This window comes from Azomonas agilis (genome assembly GCF_007830255.1).
Taxonomy (GTDB): domain Bacteria; phylum Pseudomonadota; class Gammaproteobacteria; order Pseudomonadales; family Pseudomonadaceae; genus Azomonas; species Azomonas agilis.
This window is the reverse complement of sequence record NZ_VLKG01000017.1, coordinates 1-25,534: the sequence shown is the minus strand read 5'-3', so window position 1 is coordinate 25,534 and position 25,534 is coordinate 1. Positions and strand designations below refer to the sequence as shown.

The 25,534-nt window shown below is 48.2% G+C and carries 32 protein-coding genes and 1 pseudogene; 14 read left to right on the top strand and 19 right to left on the bottom strand.

Going from position 1 to position 25,534, the window contains the following annotated elements:
* Window positions 1–17: 17 nt before the first annotated feature.
* The 5 genes from LX59_RS15095 to LX59_RS15075 all read right to left on the bottom strand — a co-directional run bounded on the left by LX59_RS15095 (window position 18) and on the right by LX59_RS15075 (window position 2,307).
* Complete coding sequence (locus LX59_RS15095; protein ID WP_246118782.1) at window positions 18–695, bottom strand: replication protein P; 678 nt, start codon at window positions 693–695, stop codon at window positions 18–20.
* Window positions 661–1,494: a DnaT-like ssDNA-binding domain-containing protein gene (locus LX59_RS15090; RefSeq protein ID WP_144573301.1), complete on the bottom strand. Its 834-nt coding sequence runs from the start codon at window positions 1,492–1,494 to the stop codon at window positions 661–663. Before LX59_RS15090 ends, LX59_RS15095 begins: the two co-directional genes overlap by 35 nt.
* A 128-nt stretch (window positions 1,495–1,622) precedes the next feature.
* Window positions 1,623–1,832 (bottom strand): hypothetical protein, encoded by a 210-nt coding sequence (locus LX59_RS15085; RefSeq protein ID WP_144573300.1) that lies wholly within the window; start codon window positions 1,830–1,832, stop codon window positions 1,623–1,625.
* 35 nt (window positions 1,833–1,867) lie between these two features.
* Window positions 1,868–2,083: a hypothetical protein gene (locus tag LX59_RS15080; RefSeq protein ID WP_144573299.1), complete on the bottom strand. Its 216-nt coding sequence runs from the start codon at window positions 2,081–2,083 to the stop codon at window positions 1,868–1,870.
* A gap of 11 nt (window positions 2,084–2,094) precedes the next feature.
* Complete coding sequence (locus LX59_RS15075; RefSeq protein ID WP_144573298.1) at window positions 2,095–2,307, bottom strand: Cro/CI family transcriptional regulator; 213 nt, start codon at window positions 2,305–2,307, stop codon at window positions 2,095–2,097.
* A 107-nt stretch (window positions 2,308–2,414) separates the two neighbouring features.
* On the opposite strand from LX59_RS15075, the gene LX59_RS16215 reads away from it, so the two are divergent.
* The 3 genes from LX59_RS16215 (at window position 2,415) to LX59_RS15060 (ending at window position 5,032) form a co-directional block, all read left to right on the top strand.
* Window positions 2,415–2,957: a hypothetical protein gene (locus LX59_RS16215; RefSeq protein WP_425457504.1), complete on the top strand. Its 543-nt coding sequence runs from the start codon at window positions 2,415–2,417 to the stop codon at window positions 2,955–2,957.
* Window positions 2,958–3,195: 238 nt separating this feature from the next.
* Complete coding sequence (locus LX59_RS15065) at window positions 3,196–4,299, top strand: DUF262 domain-containing protein (protein ID WP_144573297.1); 1,104 nt, start codon at window positions 3,196–3,198, stop codon at window positions 4,297–4,299.
* The gene (locus LX59_RS15060) at window positions 4,289–5,032 is read left to right on the top strand and encodes an MAE_28990/MAE_18760 family HEPN-like nuclease (protein WP_144573296.1); all 744 of its coding nucleotides are present in this window, start codon (window positions 4,289–4,291) and stop codon (window positions 5,030–5,032) included. Before LX59_RS15065 ends, LX59_RS15060 begins: the two co-directional genes overlap by 11 nt.
* Window positions 5,033–5,039: 7 nt before the next feature.
* Here LX59_RS15060 and LX59_RS15055 read toward each other — a convergent pair whose 3' ends face one another.
* The 4 genes and pseudogenes from LX59_RS15055 to LX59_RS15045 all read right to left on the bottom strand — a co-directional run bounded on the left by LX59_RS15055 (window position 5,040) and on the right by LX59_RS15045 (window position 7,002).
* Window positions 5,040–6,065, bottom strand: a complete 1,026-nt coding sequence (locus LX59_RS15055; RefSeq protein WP_425457503.1) for a DNA cytosine methyltransferase — start codon at window positions 6,063–6,065, stop codon at window positions 5,040–5,042.
* A 133-nt stretch (window positions 6,066–6,198) separates the two neighbouring features.
* Window positions 6,199–6,381: pseudogene (locus tag LX59_RS16015) on the bottom strand (type II toxin-antitoxin system HicB family antitoxin); the annotation flags it as partial.
* 15 nt (window positions 6,382–6,396) lie between these two features.
* Entirely contained in the window at window positions 6,397–6,798 is a 402-nt protein-coding gene (locus LX59_RS15050; protein ID WP_144573294.1) for a type II toxin-antitoxin system HicB family antitoxin, read from the bottom strand.
* A gap of 21 nt (window positions 6,799–6,819) precedes the next feature.
* Window positions 6,820–7,002, bottom strand: coding sequence for a type II toxin-antitoxin system HicA family toxin (locus LX59_RS15045; RefSeq protein ID WP_144573293.1), 183 nt, complete (start codon window positions 7,000–7,002; stop codon window positions 6,820–6,822).
* A gap of 516 nt (window positions 7,003–7,518) precedes the next feature.
* Between LX59_RS15045 and LX59_RS15795 the strand changes: the two genes are divergently transcribed.
* The 9 genes from LX59_RS15795 (at window position 7,519) to LX59_RS15010 (ending at window position 12,772) form a co-directional block, all read left to right on the top strand.
* On the top strand, window positions 7,519–8,280 hold the full coding sequence (locus LX59_RS15795) for a crAss001_48 related protein (protein ID WP_211354874.1): 762 nt from the start codon (window positions 7,519–7,521) through the stop codon (window positions 8,278–8,280).
* Window positions 8,281–8,839: 559 nt separating this feature from the next.
* On the top strand, window positions 8,840–9,385 hold the full coding sequence (locus LX59_RS15035; protein ID WP_144573292.1) for a hypothetical protein: 546 nt from the start codon (window positions 8,840–8,842) through the stop codon (window positions 9,383–9,385).
* Window positions 9,382–9,531, top strand: a complete 150-nt coding sequence (locus tag LX59_RS15665; RefSeq protein WP_170234394.1) for a hypothetical protein — start codon at window positions 9,382–9,384, stop codon at window positions 9,529–9,531. Before LX59_RS15035 ends, LX59_RS15665 begins: the two co-directional genes overlap by 4 nt.
* A complete protein-coding gene (locus LX59_RS15030) occupies window positions 9,528–9,947 on the top strand; it encodes a hypothetical protein (RefSeq protein WP_144573291.1) in 420 nt (139 codons plus the stop codon). The genes LX59_RS15665 and LX59_RS15030 overlap by 4 nt, the downstream gene beginning before the upstream one ends.
* On the top strand, window positions 9,947–10,120 hold the full coding sequence (locus LX59_RS15660; protein ID WP_170234393.1) for a hypothetical protein: 174 nt from the start codon (window positions 9,947–9,949) through the stop codon (window positions 10,118–10,120). The genes LX59_RS15030 and LX59_RS15660 overlap by 1 nt, the downstream gene beginning before the upstream one ends.
* The gene (locus LX59_RS15025; RefSeq protein ID WP_144573290.1) at window positions 10,104–10,994 is read left to right on the top strand and encodes an ATP-binding protein; all 891 of its coding nucleotides are present in this window, start codon (window positions 10,104–10,106) and stop codon (window positions 10,992–10,994) included. Before LX59_RS15660 ends, LX59_RS15025 begins: the two co-directional genes overlap by 17 nt.
* Window positions 10,987–11,502, top strand: a complete 516-nt coding sequence (gene ssb / locus LX59_RS15020) for a single-stranded DNA-binding protein (RefSeq protein ID WP_144573289.1) — start codon at window positions 10,987–10,989, stop codon at window positions 11,500–11,502. Before LX59_RS15025 ends, ssb begins: the two co-directional genes overlap by 8 nt.
* Window positions 11,503–11,510: 8 nt before the next feature.
* Window positions 11,511–12,065: a hypothetical protein gene (locus LX59_RS15015; RefSeq protein WP_144573288.1), complete on the top strand. Its 555-nt coding sequence runs from the start codon at window positions 11,511–11,513 to the stop codon at window positions 12,063–12,065.
* Between the two features lie 38 nt (window positions 12,066–12,103).
* On the top strand, window positions 12,104–12,772 hold the full coding sequence (locus tag LX59_RS15010; protein ID WP_144573287.1) for a 3'-5' exonuclease: 669 nt from the start codon (window positions 12,104–12,106) through the stop codon (window positions 12,770–12,772).
* Between the two features lie 41 nt (window positions 12,773–12,813).
* Here LX59_RS15010 and LX59_RS15005 read toward each other — a convergent pair whose 3' ends face one another.
* Window positions 12,814–13,317 carry a hypothetical protein gene (locus tag LX59_RS15005; protein ID WP_144573286.1) on the bottom strand — a complete coding sequence of 168 codons (504 nt, stop codon included), beginning with the start codon at window positions 13,315–13,317 and terminating at the stop codon, window positions 12,814–12,816.
* Window positions 13,307–14,257, bottom strand: coding sequence for a toll/interleukin-1 receptor domain-containing protein (locus LX59_RS15000; RefSeq protein ID WP_144573285.1), 951 nt, complete (start codon window positions 14,255–14,257; stop codon window positions 13,307–13,309). Before LX59_RS15000 ends, LX59_RS15005 begins: the two co-directional genes overlap by 11 nt.
* A gap of 349 nt (window positions 14,258–14,606) precedes the next feature.
* Here LX59_RS15000 and LX59_RS14995 point away from each other — a divergent pair, with 349 nt between their 5' ends.
* Both LX59_RS14995 and LX59_RS14990 read left to right on the top strand, forming a co-directional pair.
* The gene (locus tag LX59_RS14995; RefSeq protein ID WP_170234392.1) at window positions 14,607–15,551 is read left to right on the top strand and encodes a phage antirepressor N-terminal domain-containing protein; all 945 of its coding nucleotides are present in this window, start codon (window positions 14,607–14,609) and stop codon (window positions 15,549–15,551) included.
* Window positions 15,552–15,637: 86 nt separating this feature from the next.
* Complete coding sequence (locus LX59_RS14990) at window positions 15,638–16,348, top strand: Rha family transcriptional regulator (protein WP_144573283.1); 711 nt, start codon at window positions 15,638–15,640, stop codon at window positions 16,346–16,348.
* Window positions 16,349–16,841: 493 nt separating this feature from the next.
* Here LX59_RS14990 and LX59_RS14980 read toward each other — a convergent pair whose 3' ends face one another.
* The 8 genes from LX59_RS14980 to LX59_RS14945 form a co-directional block, all read right to left on the bottom strand.
* Complete coding sequence (locus tag LX59_RS14980) at window positions 16,842–17,819, bottom strand: tyrosine-type recombinase/integrase (protein WP_144573281.1); 978 nt, start codon at window positions 17,817–17,819, stop codon at window positions 16,842–16,844.
* A 327-nt stretch (window positions 17,820–18,146) separates the two neighbouring features.
* Window positions 18,147–21,236: a coiled-coil domain-containing protein gene (locus LX59_RS14975; RefSeq protein WP_144573280.1), complete on the bottom strand. Its 3,090-nt coding sequence runs from the start codon at window positions 21,234–21,236 to the stop codon at window positions 18,147–18,149.
* A gap of 139 nt (window positions 21,237–21,375) precedes the next feature.
* Window positions 21,376–22,047, bottom strand: coding sequence for a phage protease (locus tag LX59_RS14970; protein ID WP_144573279.1), 672 nt, complete (start codon window positions 22,045–22,047; stop codon window positions 21,376–21,378).
* Between the two features lie 14 nt (window positions 22,048–22,061).
* The gene (locus LX59_RS14965) at window positions 22,062–22,733 is read right to left on the bottom strand and encodes a hypothetical protein (protein WP_144573278.1); all 672 of its coding nucleotides are present in this window, start codon (window positions 22,731–22,733) and stop codon (window positions 22,062–22,064) included.
* 40 nt (window positions 22,734–22,773) lie between these two features.
* The gene (locus LX59_RS14960; protein ID WP_144573277.1) at window positions 22,774–23,232 is read right to left on the bottom strand and encodes a hypothetical protein; all 459 of its coding nucleotides are present in this window, start codon (window positions 23,230–23,232) and stop codon (window positions 22,774–22,776) included.
* A gap of 137 nt (window positions 23,233–23,369) precedes the next feature.
* The gene (locus tag LX59_RS14955) at window positions 23,370–24,014 is read right to left on the bottom strand and encodes a hypothetical protein (protein ID WP_144573276.1); all 645 of its coding nucleotides are present in this window, start codon (window positions 24,012–24,014) and stop codon (window positions 23,370–23,372) included.
* Window positions 24,011–24,199, bottom strand: a complete 189-nt coding sequence (locus LX59_RS14950) for a hypothetical protein (RefSeq protein WP_144573275.1) — start codon at window positions 24,197–24,199, stop codon at window positions 24,011–24,013. Before LX59_RS14950 ends, LX59_RS14955 begins: the two co-directional genes overlap by 4 nt.
* Window positions 24,200–25,134: 935 nt before the next feature.
* Window positions 25,135–25,534: DNA adenine methylase (locus LX59_RS14945; RefSeq protein WP_144573274.1), on the bottom strand; the 400-nt coding region annotated here is incomplete at its 5' end.

Here is a 25,534-nt window from a genome sequence, read left to right as displayed (position 1 = left end):
TGCAAAACACACCACCATCACGCCTCCGGCCTTCTAATTCGCATACGGGATAACAACTGCTGCCGCGCACTGGAGCCATCCAGCGGAATCCCTTGCTCCACAATGCGCTGGTACAGCTGCTCTTCAGCACACTCTAAAGAGCGCTCAAGGCCTGTCTTTTGGCTATCGTGCTTAATCGCATGGGGAACAGAACCATCTAAAGGCTCACCGGACTCTAAACGGCGCGTGACCACCACATAATTCAGTTCAAAGCGGTCGAATAGCATTCGGTTGTCGTCACTGGCCCGCCGCAGCTCATACAGCCCCGTTAGGATGGCAGCGACTCGAACCACCTCATGGCCGTAAGTACCGCGCAACGCCTGATGCCATGCGGCTTGCACACCGGGAACGCCATCAATGTGGCAACACAGCCGAATAAACTCTTTCAGGCTGGGTGGAAAATCTGCTGTCAGCACCATACGTCTGAGCCCTCGATCAACCTGCGCGTTATTCAACAAGCGAACTCCAGTCATCCAGACTCGTTTAGCCAGCTTTTCGGCATGGGCCTCGCCATAGTGCTTTTCGTACCAAGCAGGAAAGCTGGTTTTCAGCGTGGCAAACACGCGCTGGACGTTACTTCTAGCCTCAGCCTCCAGATGCACCACCGTTTCCGCTTCGGGCTCACCAGTCATCGTCGTGGAGGATGTCGATAGCATTGCGTACACGCTTGACTGGAGGTCGCTCACGGACTTCATGGCCTGTTCCTTGGGTTTGTTGATTACGGTTGATACGACGAAGCTGCTGGGCGAACTGGTGTTCCCACTGCGCTTGGGTTTGATGGCGCTCTGGATGTACAACCCAGTAGCTACGAAACTCTAAGAGTTGATCTGGTAGGTAACGGACATTACCCATGCCATTGCGTACCAGCACGGTATGGAAGGATTGAGGATCAGGCACCCAAGTATCAGGCATCGGAAAACGCTCAGACGACGCAAAATCCTCGCGCGCGCGTTGTGTGTGTGTATTAGCTTTTCCTGATATCTGAGGTAGGTTGCTGTTCTCGATATGACTTGATTCTGTTGCGGTTGATGATGCAGTTTCTATGTCCCCATAAGCCCCGTCATTTCTGGGCTCTGGCTGATTGTGCTCAGGTTGTTGATAGGGCTTTTGAACGGGTTGCTCATTGGTTGCTGATGTTTTAGACGCAGCAAGATAGGTAGCCAGAGGCAACCGATAAATCATTGCCCCTAGCGGAATCAAAACACCCAGTTTGACTAAGCGATCTAAAACAGAGCGAACACGCTGCCGTGTAGGTGAGCCCGACACATGGCGACCTTGAGTTGGTGCTACATAAAGCACTTCACGCATCATCTGTTCGCTTAAGCGGCGACTGGCTCCAGCAATGCCGGTCTTGTAGTCCATAAAGCGTCGAATAGCGCAGTAGGCCAAGAAGATATCTCCAGGCTCTTCTGACAGAGCGCCCCACTCTTCATCGTTAATCTGAAAGGCAGGCATCTGTCCCTCCTTCCAGTGGCTGGTAATGCTTTGCAACCTGTTGGTGAATCGTCATAATGACCCCGATCTTATTGCTGTACCCCATACCTAAAGGCCCGGTCTCTCTCACCGGGCTTTTTTTATGGGCGCTACTGTTCATGTGGCTTAGTCCTTCTGCTGCGGCAGAAACTCACAACCGTTGAAGATCGACGATGTGTTGCCTCGATCAACATCCGAGATAAGCCCTGATCCAAAGACCCTGCGGCCACTTCCTCAATACTCTGGCCCGTATGCGCCGCCAGTTGCTCCAGAGCCTGAAGTTCCTCTCCGCTCAAACTGGCCCACAATTCTGTTTTCATGCTTCAACCTCTCGCCCTTTGGGCCTTTTCAGGGCCTATTTGCGGCCTTCGTATGCAGCAGCGACAGGCTTATCATTGGCTTCAAGCTCATCAAGGCGGCGATACACTTCCGCCATGAATATTTCCCGAGCCAAAACAGCCTTCTGAGTACGCTCATGACTGGCCAGCGCATCAACTGCATTGAAGGCCGTCTCAGTGAGGCGAATCTTGATTTCATGGCATTGGAGGTCATCGCGATGCTTGTAGGTCATCAGAGGGCTCCTTATGCGGCTTTGATGTGGTGCTGACGCTTGGGTTGTGATGGAAAAGGACGGCGCTCTTCTGCCGTGTAGCTGCCATCCTCCTGAATCGTGATAGCGATTTTTCGATTTAGATTGACCGCTTTATGAATAGCTACAGCACTACACCCCAAAGCATCCGCTACGACTGCCAGCCCTTTTTCAGCAACGAGGTCGCTCAAGGGAATTTCTTTCATCTCTGCTATCTCTAGTGGTGGCACCAATCAAATATTAACCGCCGGTTGTTTTTATATCAATACCGACGGTAAACCATATTTATTAACTGGCGGTTTATAGTTCGCATATGTCTAAAAAGAAGCCGCTTTCCGATGACTTACGGGCAGAGTGTGTCGCTGCCAATGCTCTTTTTCTTTCAAAGAAAAATGAGCTCAAGCTAAGTCAAAAAAAAATTGCAGATGCACTAGGTATTACCCCTGCTGGGGTATCTTTGTACCTCAGTGCGGTTAACCCATTGAATGCTAAGTTTGCAGCGGCATTTGCTAGGCTCATTAAAGAACCTGTAGAAGCCTTCAGCCCTAGACTAGCCCAAGAAATTGCAGCTATTGCTAAAGGAATGCCAACAGAAGCAAGGGCACAAAATGTCCGAGAGCGCTCTATTGTTGCAGCGTCCTTAGCGTCACCAAAATCCAGAGAAATCTTAGAGAAAATTACTCAAGCGGCTGAAGATGGTCTTCTGACGGATGAGGACATCGAGCTTTTGGAAATGATGGTACATCGCATCATGCAAACAAAAGCCAATGCCATTACTGACTTGATAGACGATGGATCAAATACCCGCCTAAGGAACAGGCTAAATGCAGCACCCGATACAGATCCTCAGCAGTAGCGCTTTTATGGGGCATGACCCCACCACCAGCAACCAAGAGCAAGGAAGCTCTAAGCATATTATCCAACAGATTATCCTGGTCTCTCTGCTGATTACATCCACCCTCAGACCACTGATTGGAAGACCCCAAAGGCTGCATCAACAACGCTAAGGAAGCATCGAATAATCAGAACCAATAGGCATCCGTGCAGAAGATACTACGCGAGGTATTTCGCAAATAAATAAGTGGAGGGCAATCATGCCTCATCAACAAATGGATCTCATCCCTAGAGTTTCTGACGAAGAAAAAGTATCGGCAGAGGCTCAAATTATAGAAAAACAAAAAGAAACTGATTTTGATATAAGAGAATACCCAATAGAGATAATCGTCCACAAATTCACTGAAAAATTAGAAGATAGCGACAAAGCAGAGTTATTTATACCAGACTATCAACGTGAGCTCGTATGGAGTCCAGAGCAGCAAAGTAGGTTTATTGAGTCTATTTTTTTAAACCTTCCTATACCTTACCTTTATGTTGCTGATGTAACAGCTGGAGAAAATGAAGGAAGAATAGAAATCATTGATGGATCACAGCGAATTAGAACTCTTGTTAGATTTTTAAAGAGTGACTTAGAGCTAGAAAAACTAAAAATCCTTAAATTATTAAATGGCTTCACTTTTAACGATTTACCTCTATCAAGACAGTTACGCTTTAAAAGAAAAACAATGAGAATGATTGAGCTAATGGAGGTTGATGAAGATTCACGCCGACAACTGTTTGATAGATTAAATAGTGGCGGCACAAAATTATATGATATGGAGCAGAGGCTTGGGTCAAAAGATGGTGAGTTTACAAATTTTATAAAAAACTTAGCATCTAATGAAGCATTTAGATCCCTCTGCCCTATCAGTGAAGTTAGAGTTAGCCACAGAGATTATGAAGAAATGACGTTAAGATTCTTCGCCTATCTTGACGGGTATCAGTCATTTACAAAGCGAGTTGACGAATTTCTTGATGACTATTTAGAAGATAAAAATTTAAACGGATTTGATGCGAACGACATGTTTTTTGAGTTTGAGCGTATGCTTCGCTTCGTTGAAAAATATTTCAAATATGGGTTTAAGAAAAACCAGAATAACTCTTCTGTTCCAAGAATTAGATTTGAATCTATATCTGTCGGTGTTGCTCTTGCGTTAAGAGAGAATGAAAACCTATCTCCAAAATCAATGCATTGGATTAATTCTGACGAGTATAAAAATCTAATAAGATCAGATGCAAGTAACTCAAGACCTAAAGTTATAAATAGAATTCACTTTGTACGAGATAGCCTTTTTGGAAGAGCGATTCAGTATGCAGAGTAACTCTATAGCAGACAGTGTAATAACAGAGCTTTATGACTTATTTCGGCAAAGGTGTGCTGAAGTGCATAGATATATAGAAATCACATCAGCAATGTCCGATCATAGAAACACAAAATTGGTTTTTACAGACAGTACTGAAAATACATCTGAATATGAAATATCTAGGGAGCTAAAAAAAACATTAAAAGCTAATACTTATTTACTGCTTTATAATTTGGTCGAAGCCACTATGACCAATGCTGTTGATGCAATACATAAAGCAATTTACGAAGAAAAATTAAATTTTAATGACTTGAGTGATGAGCTTAAATTTATTGTCTTAAGGTACTTCAATAAAGCCACTAAAGACTTCGGGAGCAATGGAGGTGATTTAATAGGTACTGAAGCGCACCCTATTGAGCACGCAATTTTAAAGTTTGGATATAATAGAGAAAAAATATTCTCTGGAAATGTTGACTGCACAGAAATTAGAGAAACTGCAAAAAAATATGGATTCAAAAGTCCAGACCCAAATAAAAATGGAAGAGAAATAGCTAGAAAGCTAAAGGAAATTAAAAATAGACGCAATGCGCTAGCTCACGGTAGACAGTCTTTTGAAGATTGCGGTCAATATATTGCCTCTGACTCTTTAGAACAATCCGCTCACGAGATCATCGTTTATTTACGCCTTGTAATTTGGTCTGTTTCAAAATACATAAGACAAGAAATGTATAAAATAAAATCACTAAATTAAAGCCTAGTTAGACTTTATTTATATGCTTAAATAGACTTTTTCCTATTATATCACCTAATAAGACTGGAACTGCATTTCCTATCATGCGTCCAATAGCTTTAAAATTCATTTTTTCAGGAGGGGCGAATTTATAGTTAGCTGGAAATGATTGAAATATAGCAGCCTCCCTTAAAGAAATTGCTCTATGTTGTACTGGATGGCCAAATCGACCATTGCCGAAACCATAACATAGTGTTGTCATAGTTGGACTCGGCTCATCCCACTGCATACGCCCATAAACACTTGAATAAGTTTTTCCAGTAGTTTTTCTATGGCACTTTGCGCGTAACTCTTCTGGCCAATCCCTCCAAGTTCCTCCGGGCCTAGAATTAATAATCCGCTTCATATTTAAGTCTGTTAATTTGGCGGCTCTATGTAAAGGATCGTTCTTATCCCATTCTCCAGCAGCTAGTGCAGGTAAATGCCCTATCGCTTGTTCTACTGTGACTGGATTAGTATCATGTGTTTTAGGGATCAGTGAAATTGGCCCTAGCTTGGAAGCAAGCAACACATGTCTTTTACGCTGCTGGGGTAACCCATAATCTACACAGGACACTCTATCAGCCCAAACGCTATACCCAAGCTCTTCAAGGGATTGAACAAAGTCACGGTATACTTGATGCTTCGTCACATCAGGCACATTTTCCATTGTGACTAATTCAGGCTGAATACCTCTAATTAATCTCATAAAGGCATACAACAGTGGCCATTTTTTATCCTGGCGGGTATCCCTACCTTGGGTATAACTAGAAAATGGCTGGCATGGAGCACAACCTGCCAGCAACCTGATATTACCTGGCTGATACCAAGCGGCAACATCCTCAGTAGTTAACGTCTCAATATCTTGAGCAATAAATTTTGCCTGATTATTAACCTCATAAGCATACTGGCAGGCCTGATCAATGTCGTAACCTGCATGAACTCGAACACCAGCTTGAATGAGACCAGCAGTTAACCCACCAGCCCCACAAAAAAGATCAACCGCATCTATCATCATCACATCCTCTAAGGGAGGACATCTTACTAGCTTATAAAGTAAAGATCGAGGAGGAAGGCAATTCTACTTCGGTACGAATAGGCTTAATCCGCATAGCTTAATCTCGATCTTCGCTACTAGAGCATCCTCCAGTAACGAGATAATCATCGACTGCTTCCTCGAAGGACTTTCTCAACTCAGTTAGGGTTCGTCCTTCATAACTGACAAGAGCACGGATGGACAATAGCCTGCCGAACAAACACCCATCCTCGCTGCTAACCTCAATAGAACTGAAGTAACCTTTGTGCTGCAATACATCGGTACCTAACCGCATCATGCAGTTCTCTCCCTACTGCAAAGCCCGCAACGCAGCTTCCGCTAAAAAACCTGACCGACTCTTCTGCTCTGGATGAGTTTTTACATAAGCATCTATACGCGCTACTAAATACCCCGGCAGCGTAATGTTCAGCTTCTCAGCTTTTCCCATGTACCGAGTCACATCCACCTCAACCACAGCCCAAGTGCAACCCGCATACTCTGGGTTGGCAGCGTGATGACTTAAAGTATTTGCTTTAGGGATAGCCTCCCCAGCTTCTGCAAGTAGCTCTAAATGCCCTTCTATCGCTTCGCGCGCCATGAGCAAGGCATCGTCTAGGTCATCTCCCGCAGAGAAGCAACCCGGAATATCAGGAACCTCTACGCCCCAAGCGTGTTGCTCGTCGCCACTAAAAATAACAATGGGATACAGCATGTTATGGCCCTCCAAACAGGGTTATTTGAGCCCAGCCTGCTTCAAGATGCTGGCTGTTGTCTTATCCAATAAATCTTTCTTGGGATGTGGGATGGTCACAAGCCCCGGCTTACTTGGGTGTTTGAAATGATGGTGACTGCCGCGTACACGCACTAAATACCAGCCATCCGCCTCAATGCGGCTTATCAGTTCTCGGCTGTTCACCGCACCACCTCTGCCTTGTTGCTTTAGTGGTTATTATACCCACTAAACTTAGCTCCAGCCATCCACATGGCACTTTACTTCCTCATCTCGATATTGAGCTATCCAATAACAGGCCAGCTCATCTACTCCGATTCTCCCGCCACTTTCTACACCTCATTTAACTTTGCTGCATAATTTAAATTAACCGCCGGTATTGACACAAACACAAACCGGCGGTTAATTTATTTCAAGCCAAACACGAGTCCACCAAAAGACTCTGTTGGCAGGCAGCGAGCTGAAGCCATCAATTCAGTACAGGGGAAGCCTCACCCCGTCCGCGCAGCGTGGAGCGGAGCACAAAAGAGTGTCGGCAGATTAACGACCGTGGCCGACTGTTGGAGCCTAAGGCTCCCCGAGAAAAATCGCCCAGCCCACCGTGGCGTGTAACGGAGGCCAGCAAGACCAGATTTCCTCATGCCCACTGGCAACAGCGGGCATCGGGAAACCAAACAGGAGAGAAACATGGCTGATAAGACTATGCAGCATTACGTTGGAACCAAGATCGTCCGCATGCAGCCAATGAGCCGACAGCAATACAATGACTTTCGCGGCTGGCAGTTGCCCAGCGACGAAAACGGCGCGGACGAGGGCTATCTCGTCGAGTATCTGGACGGAGGCAAGCCGAACACGCCTCATTTCGCAGGTTACATTAGCTGGTCACCGAAAGAGCAGGCAGAGAAAGCCTACCTCCCCCTTGGCGACCTATCCTTCATTCCAGACTGGCAACAGCGTGTGGTCGCGGAAAAGGCCCAGTTAGATGACCGACTGGCGAAACTAACTCACTTCTTGGATAAAGGGCAGTTCCAAGCCATAGCACAAGCCCTGCCATATGAAGACCTGCTTATTTTGGAGTACCAGAAGAGGCTGATGACCGAGTTAGCGGTGGTACTCCAGAAGCGGATTAAGCGGTTCAGTATCGGATTTGGTGCTAGGGACAATACGCCGCATCCTGCACCCGACAAGGGTGGATTCGCTGTTATTGGTCGTCCAAGCGGTTTCGCTTCTGCATCTGACATTAGCCAGCCCGAGCACCAGTGCTGCGGCAAGTGCAGCACAGCAGATCGCCCAGCCGCTCAGCCTGAGCGACAAAGTGATTCGGTAACCGACAATCCCCTGCTAAACCCTATTCACTCGCTAAACCCTGTCAGTCCTGTCTATGAATCGCCTAGCAGCTACAACTGGCGAACCGACAGCTCGTCATCTGACAGCAGCTCCGGTGGTTCTAGTAGCTGCGACTGATAGCTCCGGTGGTTTACTCCGGTGACTAACGCCTCGTGCGGCTTCTAACAAGGCCGCATTGGAGAGCGATTGCGTGGCCATGCGGCCTGTAGCGTTGGGATAGCTAAACCCCTAAAAGCCCTGTGTCCTGAAATGCAGGACGTGAACGTAAAAGACACGCTGGGGGAATAAGCGGGTGTAGCAACCCGGTGCAATCGCTCTACCAATGCTCCCCTCATCAATGAGGGTACCACTCCTCAATTTTGCTCCCGTAATCAATTACGGAACCAGCTCCACTCATTCCGTCACTCATGCGGATCAGCGGATAGCCCACCAATCATGAGTAACGCAAGCCAGCAAGTGCGCAACACTGGCAGTTCAGAGGCACTGACTATTACCACGGTGCAGACTGAATGGGCAGCCGGGGAAGACCGGCTTCAACCTACCCCTTCCCGATTTCAAATCCGATAGGGCCAGAGGGCATTCAACGAGTGCCCGCTGGATAGCCCGTTCTGAGAGCAGGTTATCCAGTCTCGGCCAAGACCAACCTCATTTTGTACTGACACATGGAGCCATTCGTATGGACACCATTACCCTCGCTTTGCCCACCGTTTTTGTATTCGGCGGCTTAGCACTCCTGCTGTTATCAGTAACGGCCCTACTTGCCCGTAATGCCGGGTATTACAGCGGCCTCGACGAAGCCAAGGCGTTAGCTCGTCAGATGCACAGCAATGGCCTCAAGCGCGAAATCACCCGACTTGAAGGTGAGTTGTCGTTTCAGGCGACACTCGCCCAAAGCGCTAAATGCCGACTGGAGTACGAAGTAGATGCTGCACATCAGCGCATCAACAAGCTTCAGGCTCAGCTCAGCGAACAGGACTTAACTCAGGTTGAAATTGCTCGGTTGGTGAAGTCAGTACGCCTCATGGGTTGGGCCATCCCGCTGTATGACGCAATCGACTCACGCGAAGGGCGGCACCTGATGCCCTGCATTCAGACCATCCTGAACTTAGTGCATCGCCTCTCTCCAGACACCCCACTCCCTCAGATTCTGCCACCGGCTGAGCCAGAACCTCTGATGTGTCCCTTGCTGCCGTTCAGCACTGACAGGGAGCGCGCCGCATGACCAGCTTTACCGCAAAAAGCATTGGTCAGCTTTTGGCCGAGATCGAGCGCCATACCGAAGCGCACCGCAAAACCATCATCTGGATACGTCAGCCCATGCGTACTAAAGGCCGCTGGGTATGCCGTGTACGACTGGAGGCTGTATGACCCAGACCAATAAAGAGCGGGCGGAAAAGCTGCGCTCGGATGCGCGATCCATTCGACTGGGCACTAAGAAAGGCCCATTTCGCTTTTCTGAGAAATACCTAGACGAGCTAGATGCTCGACAACAAAGAGCCAGAGCCCTAGAGATAGAGGCTAACCTGATTGATCCGCACGCTAGGTACATCTATTCGCCCCCTCCGCCTTTAGTGGTGAAAAGAAGCCTCATCAAAGCGCTGCTGTTTATTGAGCGGATGTGTGAGGCGGGGCCGCGTGAAGCGGTTGAGCGAAAGGAGCTCGCAGCGCCACCTCAGAACGACACCTCACGCCACCTAAATACTCAAGAGCAGGCGGACTACTTGTACCGGGATAGCGCCACACGAGTAGCAATCAAAAAGCACAAGCAAAGGCAGGCCAGCTAATGGATCTCGTACTTCCCCCTCGTTTTGCCGCCCAACTCGACTGGGCACAAACCGGCAGCTTCAACCCTGAACGCTTTCATGGTGATGACCGCCGCGAATATTTGGAAGAAGCCGCTCGCATTGAGCGGGAATATGAACGCAATTGGAGCCGTCACCATGTTCAAGAAAGCTGAACGCAAACAAGCCCGCCTTAGACTTGCCCTCTCCGGCCCCTCAGGATCAGGAAAAACCTACTCCGCCCTTTTAATTGCCAAAGGTTTAGGCGGAAAAATAGCGGTGCTGGATACCGAACACGAAAGCGCTTCCCTGTATGCCGGGATGGAAGGCATCCCAGAGTTCGATACCTGCGGACTTGAACCACCCTACTCGCCAGAACGCTACATTGAAGTAATCAAAGGCGCTGAAGCAGCTGGATACAACACCCTGATCATTGACAGCTACTCCCACGAATGGATGGGATCGGGCGGATGCCTTGAAATCAACGACCAGATTGCACGGGCCAAATACCGAGGCAACACATGGTCAGCCTGGAATGAAACAACACCGCGCCACAGAAAATTAATAGACAAGATTCTGGCAACGCCACTGCACATTATCTGCACCATGCGCAGCAAGACAGAAACGGCCCAAGGAGAGGATAAAAAGGTTGTAAAGCTCGGCATGAAGTCTGAGCAGCGTGAGGGTTCGGACTATGAGTTCACGACCGTTCTTGATATGACCCACGGTAGTGGCGGTATCGCCAATGCCAGCAAAGACCGGACGCGCCTATTCCAAGACCCCGAACAAATTACCGAAGAAACTGGGCAAAAACTGCTGCATTGGCTCAACAGCGGCAGCGAAAACCCAGACCAGCGAGCACAATCTATGGTGGTGGACTTTATCGCTACCCTTGATGAAGCCACCACTGTTGCTGACCTGCAAGCCGCTTTTGCCGTTGCATGGCGCGAGCTGAATGGCCAAGACCACCTACAAGCCAAAGTCCAGACTGCCTATGAAGCAAGGAAACAGGCATTCACTGCACGGAGACAGGAAACCGCTTATGGCTAGTCGCGGCGTTAACAAAGTCATCCTACTGGGTCATGTGGGTGGCGATCCAGAAACCCGCTATTTGCCCAACGGTAATGCAGTGACCAATATCACACTGGCTACCTCGGATAGCTGGAAGGATAAACAAACGGGACAGGCTCAGGAGCGCACCGAATGGCATCGCGTAGTCTTTTTCGGGAAGATTGCTGAGATTGCCGGTGAATACCTGAAAAAAGGTGCACAGGTTTATGTCGAAGGCCGCTTACAAACCCGTAAGTGGCAAGGCCAAGACGGTCAAGACCATTACACCACAGAAATCGTAGTTGACCAGCAAGGTACGCTGCAATTACTGGGTGGCTCTAAAGCAGGAAACGATCAGAGCCAAACAGGAGGCCATGCGCCTCCGCCTAAACAAGCCCCTCCCAAATCCGCACCACCTCAAAACACTAATCAAAGAGTTCGTCAGCCGCCCGTACAGCAGCCTTTGCCGGACTATGACAACTTCGATGATGACTCCATACCATTTTAGGCAGATTCATGAGCATTCAGCAGTCATGTATTGAGGCGTATAGAGCTCATAAGAACCTGAAGCTAGCTGCTCAAGAGGTTGGGATACCTTGGCAAACCGTCTATGTTCACCTGCGAAATGCAGGGGAGCCAGTGATAGGTGACAAGCTCCGATATGGCTCAGATACAGATAAGTTGGCGGCTAGAGGGGAACAAATGTTCGCCTCTTTTGTTCCTGAAGCCCATAACAGCAACTCTGGGAAATTCCAAAGCAAGATCGACTTTCTTGTTCAAGGCTATGGCGTAGATGTGAAGACATCGAAACTGAAACTTAGCCATAAAGCCTGCAAACAGCGTCGATGGGCATTCAGCTTGAAGAAACAAGAAATGCTTGCCGATTTCTTTGTCTGTTTTTGTTTGGACGAGGTAGGCGACCAACTCCTTATGACTCTGTTAGTTCCGGGAGAGCTAATTAGACGCTACCAAACGATCTCGCTCTCTGAGCGTGGAGGAAAATGGGCGGATTACGAGATTTCATATAACGAACTTCGCTCATTTTTCAAATCATTGCCATCCAAACAGTAGTCTCCAATCTAATACGAGTTATACCCACGGAAATAACCATGACCGCCTATATTTTTGACAGTGAAACCACAGGGTTTCAGGAACCGCACCTTGTTGAAGCGGCTTGGCTGAAGTTGGATACACCAAGTACTCTGGCAGTAACTGAAGAGTTTCTGCAACGCTATCGCCCCGGCAAACCGATTGAGCTGGGAGCGCTGGCCACCTGTCACATTCTAGATGAGGAACTGTTGGACTGCCCGCCACATACACAGTTCAAGCTGCCTGCTGATGCTCATTACCTGATCGGGCATAACGTAGACTATGACTGGAGCGTGATCGGCCAGCCTGACCTAAAGCGCATCTGTACTGCCGCCCTAAGCCGTGATCTTTGGCCTGATGCCGACAGCCACAGCCAGTCCGCCCTAATCTACCTGCACTACCGCACCGAAGCCCGTGACCTACTGCGCAATGCGCATGCCGCGCTGGATGACGTTAAAAACTGCCGCCTACTGCTGATCAAGATTTTAGAAGCACTGAAGGCTCGCGGGCAGACCGTCAGCTCATGGGAAGCGCTATGGCAATACTCAGAAGCCGCGCGAATCCCCAAAGTCATGGCCTTTGGAAAACATAAAGGATTGCCAATTAAGGATCTCCCTAGCGACTACCGAGCATGGCTGCTGCGCCAACCCGATGTTGATCCGTACCTTGTGAAGGCTTTGCGGGGGTAAACCCTTAACGCTCGACACCACAGCCCCTAACTAGGGGCTTTTTATTGGCAAAAAGATTTAAAATAGTTGGATAGAGATGTGATATAGCCTGCTAACCTTTCCACGTTGACATTGCCCTGTGCTTTCCCTACGTTATAAACAAGAATAAATGATAAAAACATACCTAAATTAAAAAAAGCTACAGTTTTACTAAAGAAAACAGACCAGATATTTTCACGAACATTATCTAAATCCTTCTTTTCAATAATAAAGCTAACTGGAGCTTTCTCAGGATGCATCGCCTCACGATTATAAATTTTCCTAAATGCTCGCTCCTGTTGAAGAAAGTAGGCATGCATAAACCAAAATACGATACTCGGAGCAATAAAAACCCATCCTGAAAAATTAATCTTCTCTCCTGATGAGAAGGCTAAAAGCGCACTAAAAACTGTAACACTAGCTCCCTTAATTACTGATACGGTATTCGCAAGCCTATTTATAATACCCTGAAGAATGTTTAAAAAAGCAATTTTTTGGTGAACTTCATCTGATAGGCTAGTTGTCATTCATGGATGCTCTATAGTATTCTGCTAAATCAAAAATCCATTTTAAAAAACATTCTTTATTTCTTTGCTTCTTAAAATGAAAACTACCTTCTAATGCTTCAAGAATTAAAGCATCTCTTTCATTAGAGCAGTAATTATTTGATTTAATAATATGCTCTGCATTCTTAAAAAAGTCTTCAGATGAAAGCTCAAGTAAGTGCTCTTTATAAAGCCCATGAGCAAATTTTACTTTTGTAGCGTCTTCATGTGATGCAATGCCTTTATTTTTACTTTTTTCAATACTCTCTAATGTTGCTTGTAAATTACTAAGCCATTTAGGGGGATTACGCTGAATAATTGAGCTGACAAAAAGCTCTGAAAATATCCATGGAGAAAATGTTTTTTCTTCATTGTTAATAACATTACGCAACCCAACGGAGTTATCCGTATCGATAAATAGAAAAAGCTCTGCCGTATCAATCATTTTATGTAGTGCGGCATTAAGCATCATATTAACATGTGCTGCTGCCTTCATAGATTGCTCATAGTCGAAAGTTTTTTCATCTTTTTTAGATGGGCAATGCTTGCGTACTACAGCAAGTAGCAAGTCACTTGAGTGAGCCCATACGCAAGAATCAATAAATACATTCAAATTAAATTTTCTATTAAGATAAAAAGCTAATTTAATAGCTAGATCCTTATCAGCATGAGAGTGAGATATAAATACCTCTGCATTCTTAACTGATGGAAAAAGACTGTTAATAATTAGATCCGCACTAAATACCTCGCTGGTATTGGTAGTATTTGACTCATCATAATCTGCATTATCAAGGTAAAATTCTTCTAAAGATTTAAAAGATATAGCTTTTTTATTTTTGTATTCAGTCACCTCAGTCTCATCAACTACTAAGTCATTAAAAGAATCCGAACTTAACCCTTTAAGGGAAATACCCTCATACATTTTTAGCACTCCAAATTTTGGTTTTTATTGTCAATAAACTCGACTTATTAAAATATTGATATAAGTCAAATCTTAATGGTTTAAATTGACACCCACCCCCTTACCCGCTAACCTCCCCACCCAAGAGTGTCGAAACTCTAAGCAACCGGATCACCCCACGCCCGTCAGCCGTGGATTTTTTTCGCCCTCAGTTTTTGAGTGTGGGCTACTGCCTGCCTGTTTATGGCCGGGAGGGTGACGGATACAACACCCGAAAGGGGAAGAAGTCCACCCGTGTTGCTCGGGTTTCGAACCTCCCGGCCACCATAATTCCATGGTGGTCAACCCGTGTCGAAACGGAGAAGCAACTATGAACAGCAATACTCAACTAGCAACTGTCGAATTTCACGGCCAAGCCCTTACCGTCATCACTAGCCAAAAGGGTGAACATTTGGTCGCCATGAAGCCTATTTGTACAGCAATTGGCCTTGACTGGAAGTCTCAATACAATCGAATCCAGCGTAATCAGGTGCTTAAAGAAGGTATGGTCATCATGACCACACCCTCAGAAGGCGGCGAACAAGAAACCCTTTGCCTCCCCCTCGACTACCTCAATGGCTGGCTATTCGGCGTAGACACCAACCGCGTTAAACCCGAAATCCGCCCGCGCCTAATCCAGTACCAGCGCGAGTGTTTCCACGTTTTGGCGGCTTACTTCCAGCAGGGCGAAGCCACCAACCCCCGCAAACCCAAAAAGCCCAAAGCCCTACCCGGAGCCCTCACCGAAGAACAGCAATCCATCATCCGTGCCCTCGTCAAAAACCACCTCGAAACCCTGCCCAAAGAGAAACAAGGCGCAGCGGCCAGAAAATGTTGGGGCTCCCTGAGTAAATCCTTTGCCTGTAAGTCGTACAAGGACATTCCTGCCGAACAGTTCAGCGAGGCCGTTAGCCTGCTCAGTCGGCGGTTTTTGGAAGGGGAGTTTTTGGGGAAAGCTCCCACCGACACCACTTTGGACGAACTCGATCTAGCCATGCTGTATGTGTTCTGCATCGACACGCTGGAGCTGATCCATGTGGGCGAAGAGGTCAAACCCATCTTTGATGTACTGCGTCCGGTCAAGCTGATCAACGTACCGACCTGCCTGAGTGAATGCCGCGAAGTAGTCGCTCATTTGCATGAACGCTTTGGGCCACAGATGGAACAGGCCGCTCGTAATCGCGGAGCTTTCGATGGTCGCCGGAATCTGGCTGCTGCGGGTGATCCCAGCCAGCCGATTTGGATACCACGCCGTGCTCAGAATATCCGAGGTTAAGTTTTCCCTGAAGCGCTAACTCCCTAACCCGCCTTCCCCGCTGCCCAGAAATGGGCGGCACGGGATTCCTTTGTCTGGAGAAAACCATGAGTAATATCGTTAATACTGAAGTCACTATGAGCAGTCTTGAGCTGCTGGAAATCGTCAATGCCACCCGTGCTGAATTTGGAGAGTCGAGCATTCGCAATAACGACTTTCTGAAAAGAGTTAAAGCCGAGCTAGAGGGCGACGCTTACGAAAGTTTCGTAACCGCTCCAGAAGGTGGCGGCACTCCGATGGAAGTTCTGCAACTGACCCACGACCAATGCATGCTGGTAGCCATGCGCGAATCCAAAGGAGTTCGCCGTAAGGTGCTACAGAAGCTCAAAAACACCGAGCAAGCCCAACTGAAACCCCCTGTTTCACTACCACCTGCCTTAGCCGATCAACTGTTGCTCGTGGAGACTGCGGCACGGATGCTCAATGTCAGTGAGTCGGGAAAACTGCACATGCTGGGTATTGCTGCCCAACGGCATGGCATCGACCCCACAGGCTTACTGCCCGCTTATACGGTAGATGCTCCAGCAGGTGGAGTTAGCGCCGAAGTCACAAAGTCCCTCACTGAACTCACTAAGGAGTTTGGCGTTGAGCAATCCGTTAAAATCCTCAACCTGCAAACAGAGCCAGTACCGGCGGTAAGCAAAAAGGGTTTTGGTCGATTACTGAAGCTGGCCTGCACTACGGCAAGAACATGGTCAGCGCCTCAAACCCCAAAGAAACCCAGCCTCACTGGTATGTCAGCCGCTTCAATGACCTGATGGAATTGCTACAGACTGGCAGTGATACTCGCCATTAGCAGCCACGCTAATTTTCCGGTTTTCCAACCACAAATGTAGGCGCTGAGTAATGTGTAAAAACTGCATATTACTTTCCAGCCCGCATCCTGTCGCAATGACAAAGAACTGAATTCAAGCGCCTTTGGGTTGTTCCATTTCAAATGGAGAAACCCCTCCCCCTTACCACTAAATACCGCCGATTAGTCGGCAGAGGTAGTGCTATGCCCGAGAAAGACTCATCAGAAGTAATTTATATATCTGGAATGGCATCGTTGCTAGGAAAGACCGAGGCATCCATTCGTGATGGTATGCGACGCAGCGCAGAGTGGCTCCCAAAAGGCTTCAAAATAGCAGGCCGTCACGCATGGCTAAGATCTGACGTGCTCAAGTTTTTAAGAGAGCTGCGCGACGGCGGTCACCAGAAACAAAAACCGGGGCGAAAACGTCAACCTGCGCCAACACTCAGAACCATTAATCAACCTAGCTTATCTGCAAGCTCGGTTGGGCTAAGGTGAGTGTATCGACGCAACATACTGGGTGTGCGATGGCCCGTAATGGCCATCACCTCCATCATCGAAAAACCACGCTCAAACAACCTAGAAGTGGCTTCATGTCGGAGATCATGGAATCGCAAATCTTTGATTCCTGCAACCTTGCACACTCTGGCAAAGTAAATAGACACAGTGTCTGGGCGTAAGCCAAACACCATCCCATCAAGCCTTGAAGGTAATGAGGCTATCAAATCCCTGGCTCTTGATGATAAAGGCACGGATCTACGATCCCCATTCTTCGTATCCTCAAGATATGCCACCTTCCCTCTTACTTGATCCCGTCGTAACAGCAGTAGCTCAGATCTACGCATAGCTGTATCAGCAGCTAGCTCAACAATTATCGGAAGTTCCGCATGAATTTTTGCGGCCTCTGAATAAAGAGTTTCTAGCTCTGACCTACTTGGCCTTCGGTCACGCTCTTTGCTGCCTTTAGGCATACGAATATTACGGCATGGGTTCATGATTCCATCAATTCCCCACTCTTTTACCGCAACTGTATATAGATGACTGATAACGGCCAGATTGAGCCTAACCGTAGCCGTTGATAGACCTAGCTTCAACTGGTCATCACGATACTCAGCAAGATGCGATGATCTCAAGCCAGCAAGAGTCATTGCAGCTAGAGGGTGCTTTAACCATTGAGCAATCCTAACTTGCTCTTGCTGTGCTCCCTTCTTGCTGGGGGTTACTTCCCTGCTATAACGAGACAAAGCCTCGTGCAGAGTTGTTTGCTCTGCCTCTCTCATATCGACAAAGCGAGATCTGGACATATCGCCTTCAATTTCCGTAGCCCAGCGCTGAGCTTCCGCCTTTGTATCAAAGGATGCAGATAAAGAAGGGTAGCCTTTTTTGCGAACCTTAGCTCGCCATGTCCCGTTGGGACGCTGTTCAAAAGTTGCCATAATTGGATTCTGCGATAACCCAAATACTCTCGCAACTAATAGAATTTTAGAGGGGAAACTCTGGGACAATTCTGGGACACTGACTGTCCCTAATGCAGCCGAATCACGCTATAGCATGCTTTATTAAATTACATAAAATTCAAATAGTTAATTCGTAAGTCCTTGTTATAAAAGGATACAGCAACAGATTCGAAATCCGTTGTACGGGCAACCGTACCTAGTGTAAGTTTGCACGATATTTGTCACACATTTGCGCAACATTTGACACACGCAAAACCCTAAAAACTGACTGAATACTTCACACTGCTAGCAGCATAAATCTCGCATTTATCTTTTCAGGATTGAATTGACCAAGGTGCGGTTGCGGCCAAGAAACACTTTAAAATGATCTTCCCCTTTGCGCCCCCACGCCAGTGACGAAATAAGATCCTCACTGACCACAGGATGCATATGGATAGCATTTTTCACTGTTGTGGGACTTGATTGGACTGGTTGCTCTGCAAGTTGCATGGAGCCTAACGTAGGACTTGGCATGGCAGGCGCTGGAATCCCTGCGACCCCTCCTGTGGCTTGGTGGTAGCGATCCAAAGCATCCATCCCGTAGCGGTTAAAGTCGTGTAGGAATGATTCAGCACCGGGTTGGGTGGCAGCAGCAGCGCGTACTACATACTCCTCATTCGATAACCACATGGGGATGGAGTCGCTAGTATCCGTACCGGGGCCAACAACCTTGCCGCCGCTAGCCATAGCACCCACGCTTGGAAACTCCAACGCTCCAATGCTAGCCGTCCCTGCCCCCGCTGAGGCTCCACCAGCAGCGGCAGCTCCTCCAGAGGCACCTGATCCACCTAATAGCCCACCAAGACTGCCCAGAAGCCCGCCTAAAAATCCCCCCGATGCACCGCTGCTATTGGGTGTGGTTCCCGGACTATTGCAGGAACACATAGCGCAGGCGGCGGCAATCTCAAGTGCAGCGGCTGATGCGGCGGTAATGATAGCTTGACTAAAGATCGCAGAGCCTGCCATTGCCCCCTCAAGAACTCCTGCGGACAGGCTAACAGCAGCGGTTGTACCTCCTGCCTGTACTCCACCGGCTAATGTGGGAGCAGCGGCTGTTCCACCACTGAGTACACCATTAGCCAAGGTGGTCGCGGTGGCTGTAGCCGCTGCCGTATCAATAGCGGTATCCGTGGCTGATTTTGCTCCATCGTTAAATAACCCACTAACCCCTGACCAAATTTGATCCGCTAGTTTTTGGGAGGCCGTGTTAAACAGGGCATCGGCCACACTCAGGCCCAAGGCGCTGATGGCATCGCGTAGCTTCATGGTGCCATCCGCTAACCCTGACAAAGCCTCTTGAATGCCGGAGGTTAAGCCGTCTTTAAGGGCTCTTTGTAGATCGGTAGCGGTGTTGCGGATCTCGATAATGCGTGTCTGATAGTCATCCAACTGAGCTTGGGCCTGTTCGCCTGCTACACCGCCTTGAGCGATGATTTCGCGCAAAACAGGGATTTGCTGCTCCAGTGCATTGGCTTCTTGAATACGCAAAGCCAGCAGTTTTTGTTGGGCTTCGGTCTGTGTCAAAAGACCTGCTTCACGCTCAACATTGATGCGGTTTTCAGCGCGGTCAATCGCAGACAACCCTTTATCCATCTCGGACTGGACGGCATCTAAGCGGGTTTTGACCTTCTCAACATCAATCAGCTTATCGGCCCATGCTTTGCCGGTTTCGTTGCCGGTCTTTTCAAACTCGCGCAGCATGCTGTTGTATTTGGTACTGATCTCAAGCATAGCTGCTTCGGCTTCGCGGCCAATAGCACTTAGGTAATCAGCCTCAAGGCCCGCATTAGTATCGGCGTTTTCGATGGCTTGCTGCTGTTTTTCAAAGGCATCCACTATGCCTACATAAACTTGAGCCAGCTTCTTGCCATTCTCTGTAATCTGCTGCTGGCGCAGATCGTAAGCTCGGAGTTGTTCTGTCGTCATGCCTAGGGTTTCGGCTTGACGGCGTAGACTATCTATATAATCCGCTTCTTGCTGGGCTACTTGCTCGGCTTGGCGCTGATGATCAGCCGCTGCCTGTTCTGCGGCTTTCTCGGCCTCCTCTTTGGCTTCGGCGGCTTTTTTGTCTTGGTCGAGGCGTTTGGCTTCGGCAATGGAGTCTTTAGCTTGTTTAGTATCCAACGCTATTTTGGCTTCTTTCAGCGCATTGATGGTTTTTTGTTCATGGCTGAGTTCTTGTAAATTGTCGCGCTCATCCTTTAAACCTTTGTTTAAGTCTTTAAGCGCTGCAACCTGCTGGGCTGTAAAGCTAGGATCAGGTTCTTGGGTGGAGGTAGAGCCTTTGGGTTGGTCTGTTTTTGGGGTTTTAGCTAAGGTTTCACGGCGCTTTATTTCTTTTTCATAAGCATCCAGTGATTGTTTAATTTCCTCCTCATCCCAGAGCTTAAACAGTTGCCCATTACTCAAGACTCGGGCACGACTAAGGGGCTCTTTGAGCATCTTTTCAAAGGCAGCCCGATTGCCTGCTAACTCGCTCTCCGTCAGCATATCCATAGGCAAATTGCCTACTTGCATGGCTGCAATACCCTGAGCGGCTAACCGCACCTCCGTATAAGCGCTCTTGGCAGCACTGATGATACTTGTGAAGGCACTGGTAATCCCCTTAGCAAGAGCCGCTGCTGCCTCAGCCGTTGCGGGGTCGCGTAGTTCACGGGTGAGGTTATTGAGTTCTGGAACCAAATCAGCGGCTATTTTTTGCCCTACACTGTTGGCCACTGCTCCCAAAACACCCAAGTCGTTTTGAAATTGCTTGGCCTGCTTAACAGTGTTTTCAGAAAGCACTAAGCCCAGTCTATCTGCTTCATCGGATAAGGCTCTTAATTGCTCGGCATTATTACGAAGTAAAGGAATCAGCCGGGTGGCATCGGAAGCCGCGCCCTCTAAAAATAGGGTGTACTCGGCCTGAGAGAGGTTGGCTCTTTCTAGGAGGCTAAAAAACTTGGGAAGCCCTTCGGTCGATAGCAGGTTTCGGAAGGCATCGGAGGTGACATTGGCTTGCGAGGCAATGCCGTCGAAAAAGTCCGCGAGTTCTCCACCACCGTTTTGAATGTACTCGCCGAGCTTGTCGTTAAAGTCCTGTAAAATATCTGCCGTTTTCTCAACATCAAGTCCAACGGTACGGGTTGCAAACGCAAAGCGTTGAAACTCCTCAACCGTTGTTCCAGCGCGTTGGGCCAATACTTCCAACTCAGCAGCGGCGCTAATGTTGTTCTTGATCCAAGCGGTAAAGGCAACAGCAGATACAGCTCCGGCCAAACTGCCAACAGCTCGCCGTGTTGAGTCCAGTTCTCGCCGGGCTTTGCTTGCATCGGCATTAATCCGTAGGGTTAGGTCGGTATCTGAACGATTGGCCATAATATGGGCCTCCTATCGGGTTAGGATTAAGGAAGCCCATGTGCAGGCTTACAGGCCGCGAACGCGGCTACCCGCTGCCAAGGCATTCCCAATCCATAAATGCAGTTTTTAACGGGTACTTAACGAGCCAGAAGGTGGTCTAAATAGTTCCTTCAGCCAGTAAAGAGTCCCCAAGGACGTGATAGAGCTTGCGCCAGTCTTCTTCGATAATGCCTTGGGGCGCAGGAGGTACTTGCACACGGGCCTGTTGTTCCGCCGCTGCTTGCTCCAAAGGCATCCCCGTCATACGCTCCAACAAATCGCGAGTCTGAGCATCTAGGGCTGCAAAGCAGCCATCGGCTGATGATTGATCGGTTAAGGCCACTCGGGAGAGATCGGTCAAACCCAGCAGCGCGGGGTTATTGGTTAAGGCAAGGCTATGTAGGCTCATCACCTCCAATGTTTCTGGGTGATAGCTGAACACGGGGGAAATGTAGCGGTATTGCTGGGCTTGGATCAGGCTTTTAGCCTCATCCGTCCAACGAGGATCTGTGACGTATAAGCCATCGGGCCGCATTTCTAAGGCTTTAAACCAGCCTGCGGCGGGGTTTTTCTGTCCCGGCTTTAGGGTTTGGTGTTCATAGTCAATCACAAAGTCATTGCTACGCTGGGCCGCTAAAGCCGCAATCGCTTGGCCACGGTCAGCAGACAGCATCCAGCTCCGCCCATCACCGGGGCGGCCATCATTAGAGCTAAAGGCTCCTGCTGGAAGAATCCGAAAGGCCTTACCAGAGGCCACTACTTGGTTGAGGGCCGCAAGATGATAAGTCATGTCTAAACGCCCTCTTAAAAGCGCATCAATTGACGTGGAGGCGTGGGTACAGGCGTGGACTCGACATAGCCTAACGTCTGTAGCTGCTTACCAATGCTACATAACTCGGTATCAACACCGGCTAGCTCTTGCGCGATGATAGCTAGGCGCTTACGGCGCTCCGCCACACTGGGGCCAATGTTGTTTTGATCCTCAGCCGGATACTCCTTAAAGAGCAGGTCAAAGGCTTGCTCTAGCTTGGCCTTGATCTGGTCGCCAAAGAAATAGCATTCCGCGATACCGGTTGTTTTAAATTGCTCAAAACTGGTGAGTTCAAACCCGTACCGCCCAAAAAAAGTACGCTCATCCTCTAGGCTCATGGTGGGGTATTTGTCCAAGTCGCGCAGATGACATCCTGCACCCCGCTTCTTGTCCATTGAATGGTGGCGCGATGGGTTAGCCATTACTGCAAATTTTTCTTTTAATCCCGAAAGCGGGATAAACAAATCGGCGCGCTTATCCACATAAAGCCCGATTAGGCTTTTTAGGTCTTCACGGGTTAATGGTTGGGTAAAGAGCGTTTCTTGCTCAGCCAGCAAGCGCTCCTTACGGTGCTGCACTTGAGCACGTTGGTTTTTAAGCTCGGCAATGCCTTTGCGTACTTCTTCTGCCGCCGCAAAAGCCTTATCCAGTTGAGGACTAGACATAAGGATTCCTTAAAAAGAATTCAGAATAAAAACGGCTGATCTAACCTTGGAAGATCATGGATCTTTTGGCGGGAAAGAGAATATTAGGCACAGGCTCTTTGAGGATTTCCCAAATACGACGATCAGAAATATCGTTCTCTATGGACAAACGGCGAACAGCCTTCTGTTTGGATATTCCATTTTTGCCCATAACTTTAATTTGGGTGTGTATATGTCGGTTTCGAACCGCCCGATACGCACGATCCAAACGAGGGATATAAATCTCTTCCTGCTGGTAGTGATACCGCAGCTTATGCGCCAACCGCTCCCCCACCAAACCGACTAACTCTTGAAAAGCCCGTTGCCCTTCTGAGTTTTTACCTTCGGGAATGCGAATCGTGATGCCACCCAGCAAACCAGCGATCCTAACGGTATCAGCTAAACCTATCCGGCCTGCCATATCCCGCATGCTTTCGGGTAAGAGTTCCCGTGGAATGGATACGCTACTAAGTTCAACCATGATCCCCTCCTGTCAGAGCAGCGATAACGAGACCATTAAATAAGGTTCAGTGCTCGTTTATCAGGGGACTGGCTTCACCTAGGGAAGGTGCTATCAAGCAGCGACGCGCAGGATACGCGCCGCTGTGGGGAGAACAATTAGTAACGTAGAGCTTGAGCAAGTCCCTCTCTAGCCTTGCTTTGCTCCTCTGTTAAGAAACATAACAAGGTAGACAATGCACTACGGTCTATCAGGTGCATGTCTTTTTCAGGAATCATTAAGTCAGCAATCACAGACCAGCAAGTTGCTAGGGTATCCAATCGTTCAAGCAGTTCTTTGGCTTCGTAATTCATGGCAGACTTAACGGTAGATTGAGAGGCTAAGGTGGTATTTGACTCAGACAGGTAGGGAATTACATGGGGCTGGCCTGCCTGCTCTAATTCCCTTAGCTCAGTGTCTAGGGCCTCTGGGTAACGGCTTATATCCATCCCACCCGACTCTAGCCATTGCAGGATAGCTTTAGCTCCATTCAGACGTGTCGAACCACAAACCTTCCGAACGCCTTCAGCATTAAAAAATCGTGAATACCCTACTGTACGGTCAATACATCTAGCACTAACACTAGACTCGACGAAGGATTCACGATTACTTAAAAATAAGTTGACCGCATACTTCCTACACTTTGAACCAATTATTTTTGCTAATTCAGTGCTACTTAACCAAACTTTATCCTTGATAATCCAAAGAGTTACTGGATGGTCATTTAACACTACCTTTGCAACAGGATACGCAAGAATCATCACGCTTGACCTCCCTGCAATAGGCTTTGTTGCTGCTCTAAAGCACGGGCCAAATCCATGTGCTGATTATAGCGTTTAAGGCGAGTAGCCAAGCTGGAGTCTGCTCGAAGGGCTGCTAGTGCCATCGCCTTATGCGCAGCAATCTTGGCTGATAAATCGGACGGAGTAAGGGCGTGTAATTTTGCCATGAGTACGGCTCCTATAGTGTTCTGGAACCGCCTACATCGCTGCTAAACAATGGAGGCGGACTGTACGCAGGTTAGCAGACCGGGACTATAGGAACCCGGCGCATCCGAAGATGCCCCGCGCACAGCCGCCATAACGCGACATGCGGACACAAAAAAAGCGCCTGCATGCTATGGGGGCGCTGTTGCACCTATAGATTAGTCGGGCTGCTAAACCCGGCTGCGGGATTTACCACAGCGGTTCTGAGGTTAGCACTGCATTTTTTATGGTGCAAGAGGTATGCAGTGCTGATCGCTCAATTTAGGCTCAACTTAAAACGCCACTGCTTTCATCGCAAAACCGATAAAGATTAAATTTATCAGTGCGTACCTATGGTATCTAGGCTCTGCGCTTGTTCCGTTTCTTGTTCCTTTTCTTAGCCACATCAATTGGCTACAAGCCTTTAAAAACGAGACCTACAGAGGAAAAGGAATAGATTTTACGCGCCTAGGACAAAGTTCCTTTTCCCCTTTTAGAAAAGGAACTTTCATTTACCCGCATACGGATAAATATATGACTATTAGTTTCAATTCGTGCGGCAAAAATAACGCCATACCAGTCAGAGAACTTGTTTCTTTTCTCGTTTCTTTTCCTAATACGCTTAGTCAGCTACAAGCCCCTAAAATAAAGGGAAAGAAACGGATTTTACGGTATCTAGGACACAGTTTCTTTTCTCCCTTTAGAAAAGAAATAGCGTTTTACATGCAGGCTGCTAAATATCTAATTATTAGTTTCCATTCATGTGTCAAAAGTTGCGCAAATTATTCCAAAACCTGCTCATTCGTGAGCATTTTTGCGCATTATTTTGCACAGCCATTATTTTCCTGAAAGCCGCGCCCTGCTTGGGCTTTAGCCTTTTTTATGGTTTATCTCTCTGTGACAAAAGAATCACCACCCCTCATAAACTCTCCTGAGCCGCCGGAGAGATCCACAAAACCTCGGTACGGGGTAATGCACTGCCGGATGCCCTGTGCTTACGCTCCACTCGACCCCATCCTGTGAGCACATCGTCATAAAGCTCTGAGGGATACCCAGAGATCACCACCATGCCCTGTACTTTGGTGAGCCGATCTAACAACGCCTGATGCTGTTCAAGATTCAGCTCATGCCGGTATTTGGCGGCGCTGCGGGTTGAGGGCATATAAGGTGGATCAACATAGAACAGCGTCTGGGGCGTGTCCTGCGCCCGAATCACCTCCAGCGCATCCCGCCGCTCAATGACTACGCTTTGCAAACGCCGATGAATAAGGGCGCTGTCGGGAGATATTGAGCAAAAGACCAAGAACATCACGGTCAAT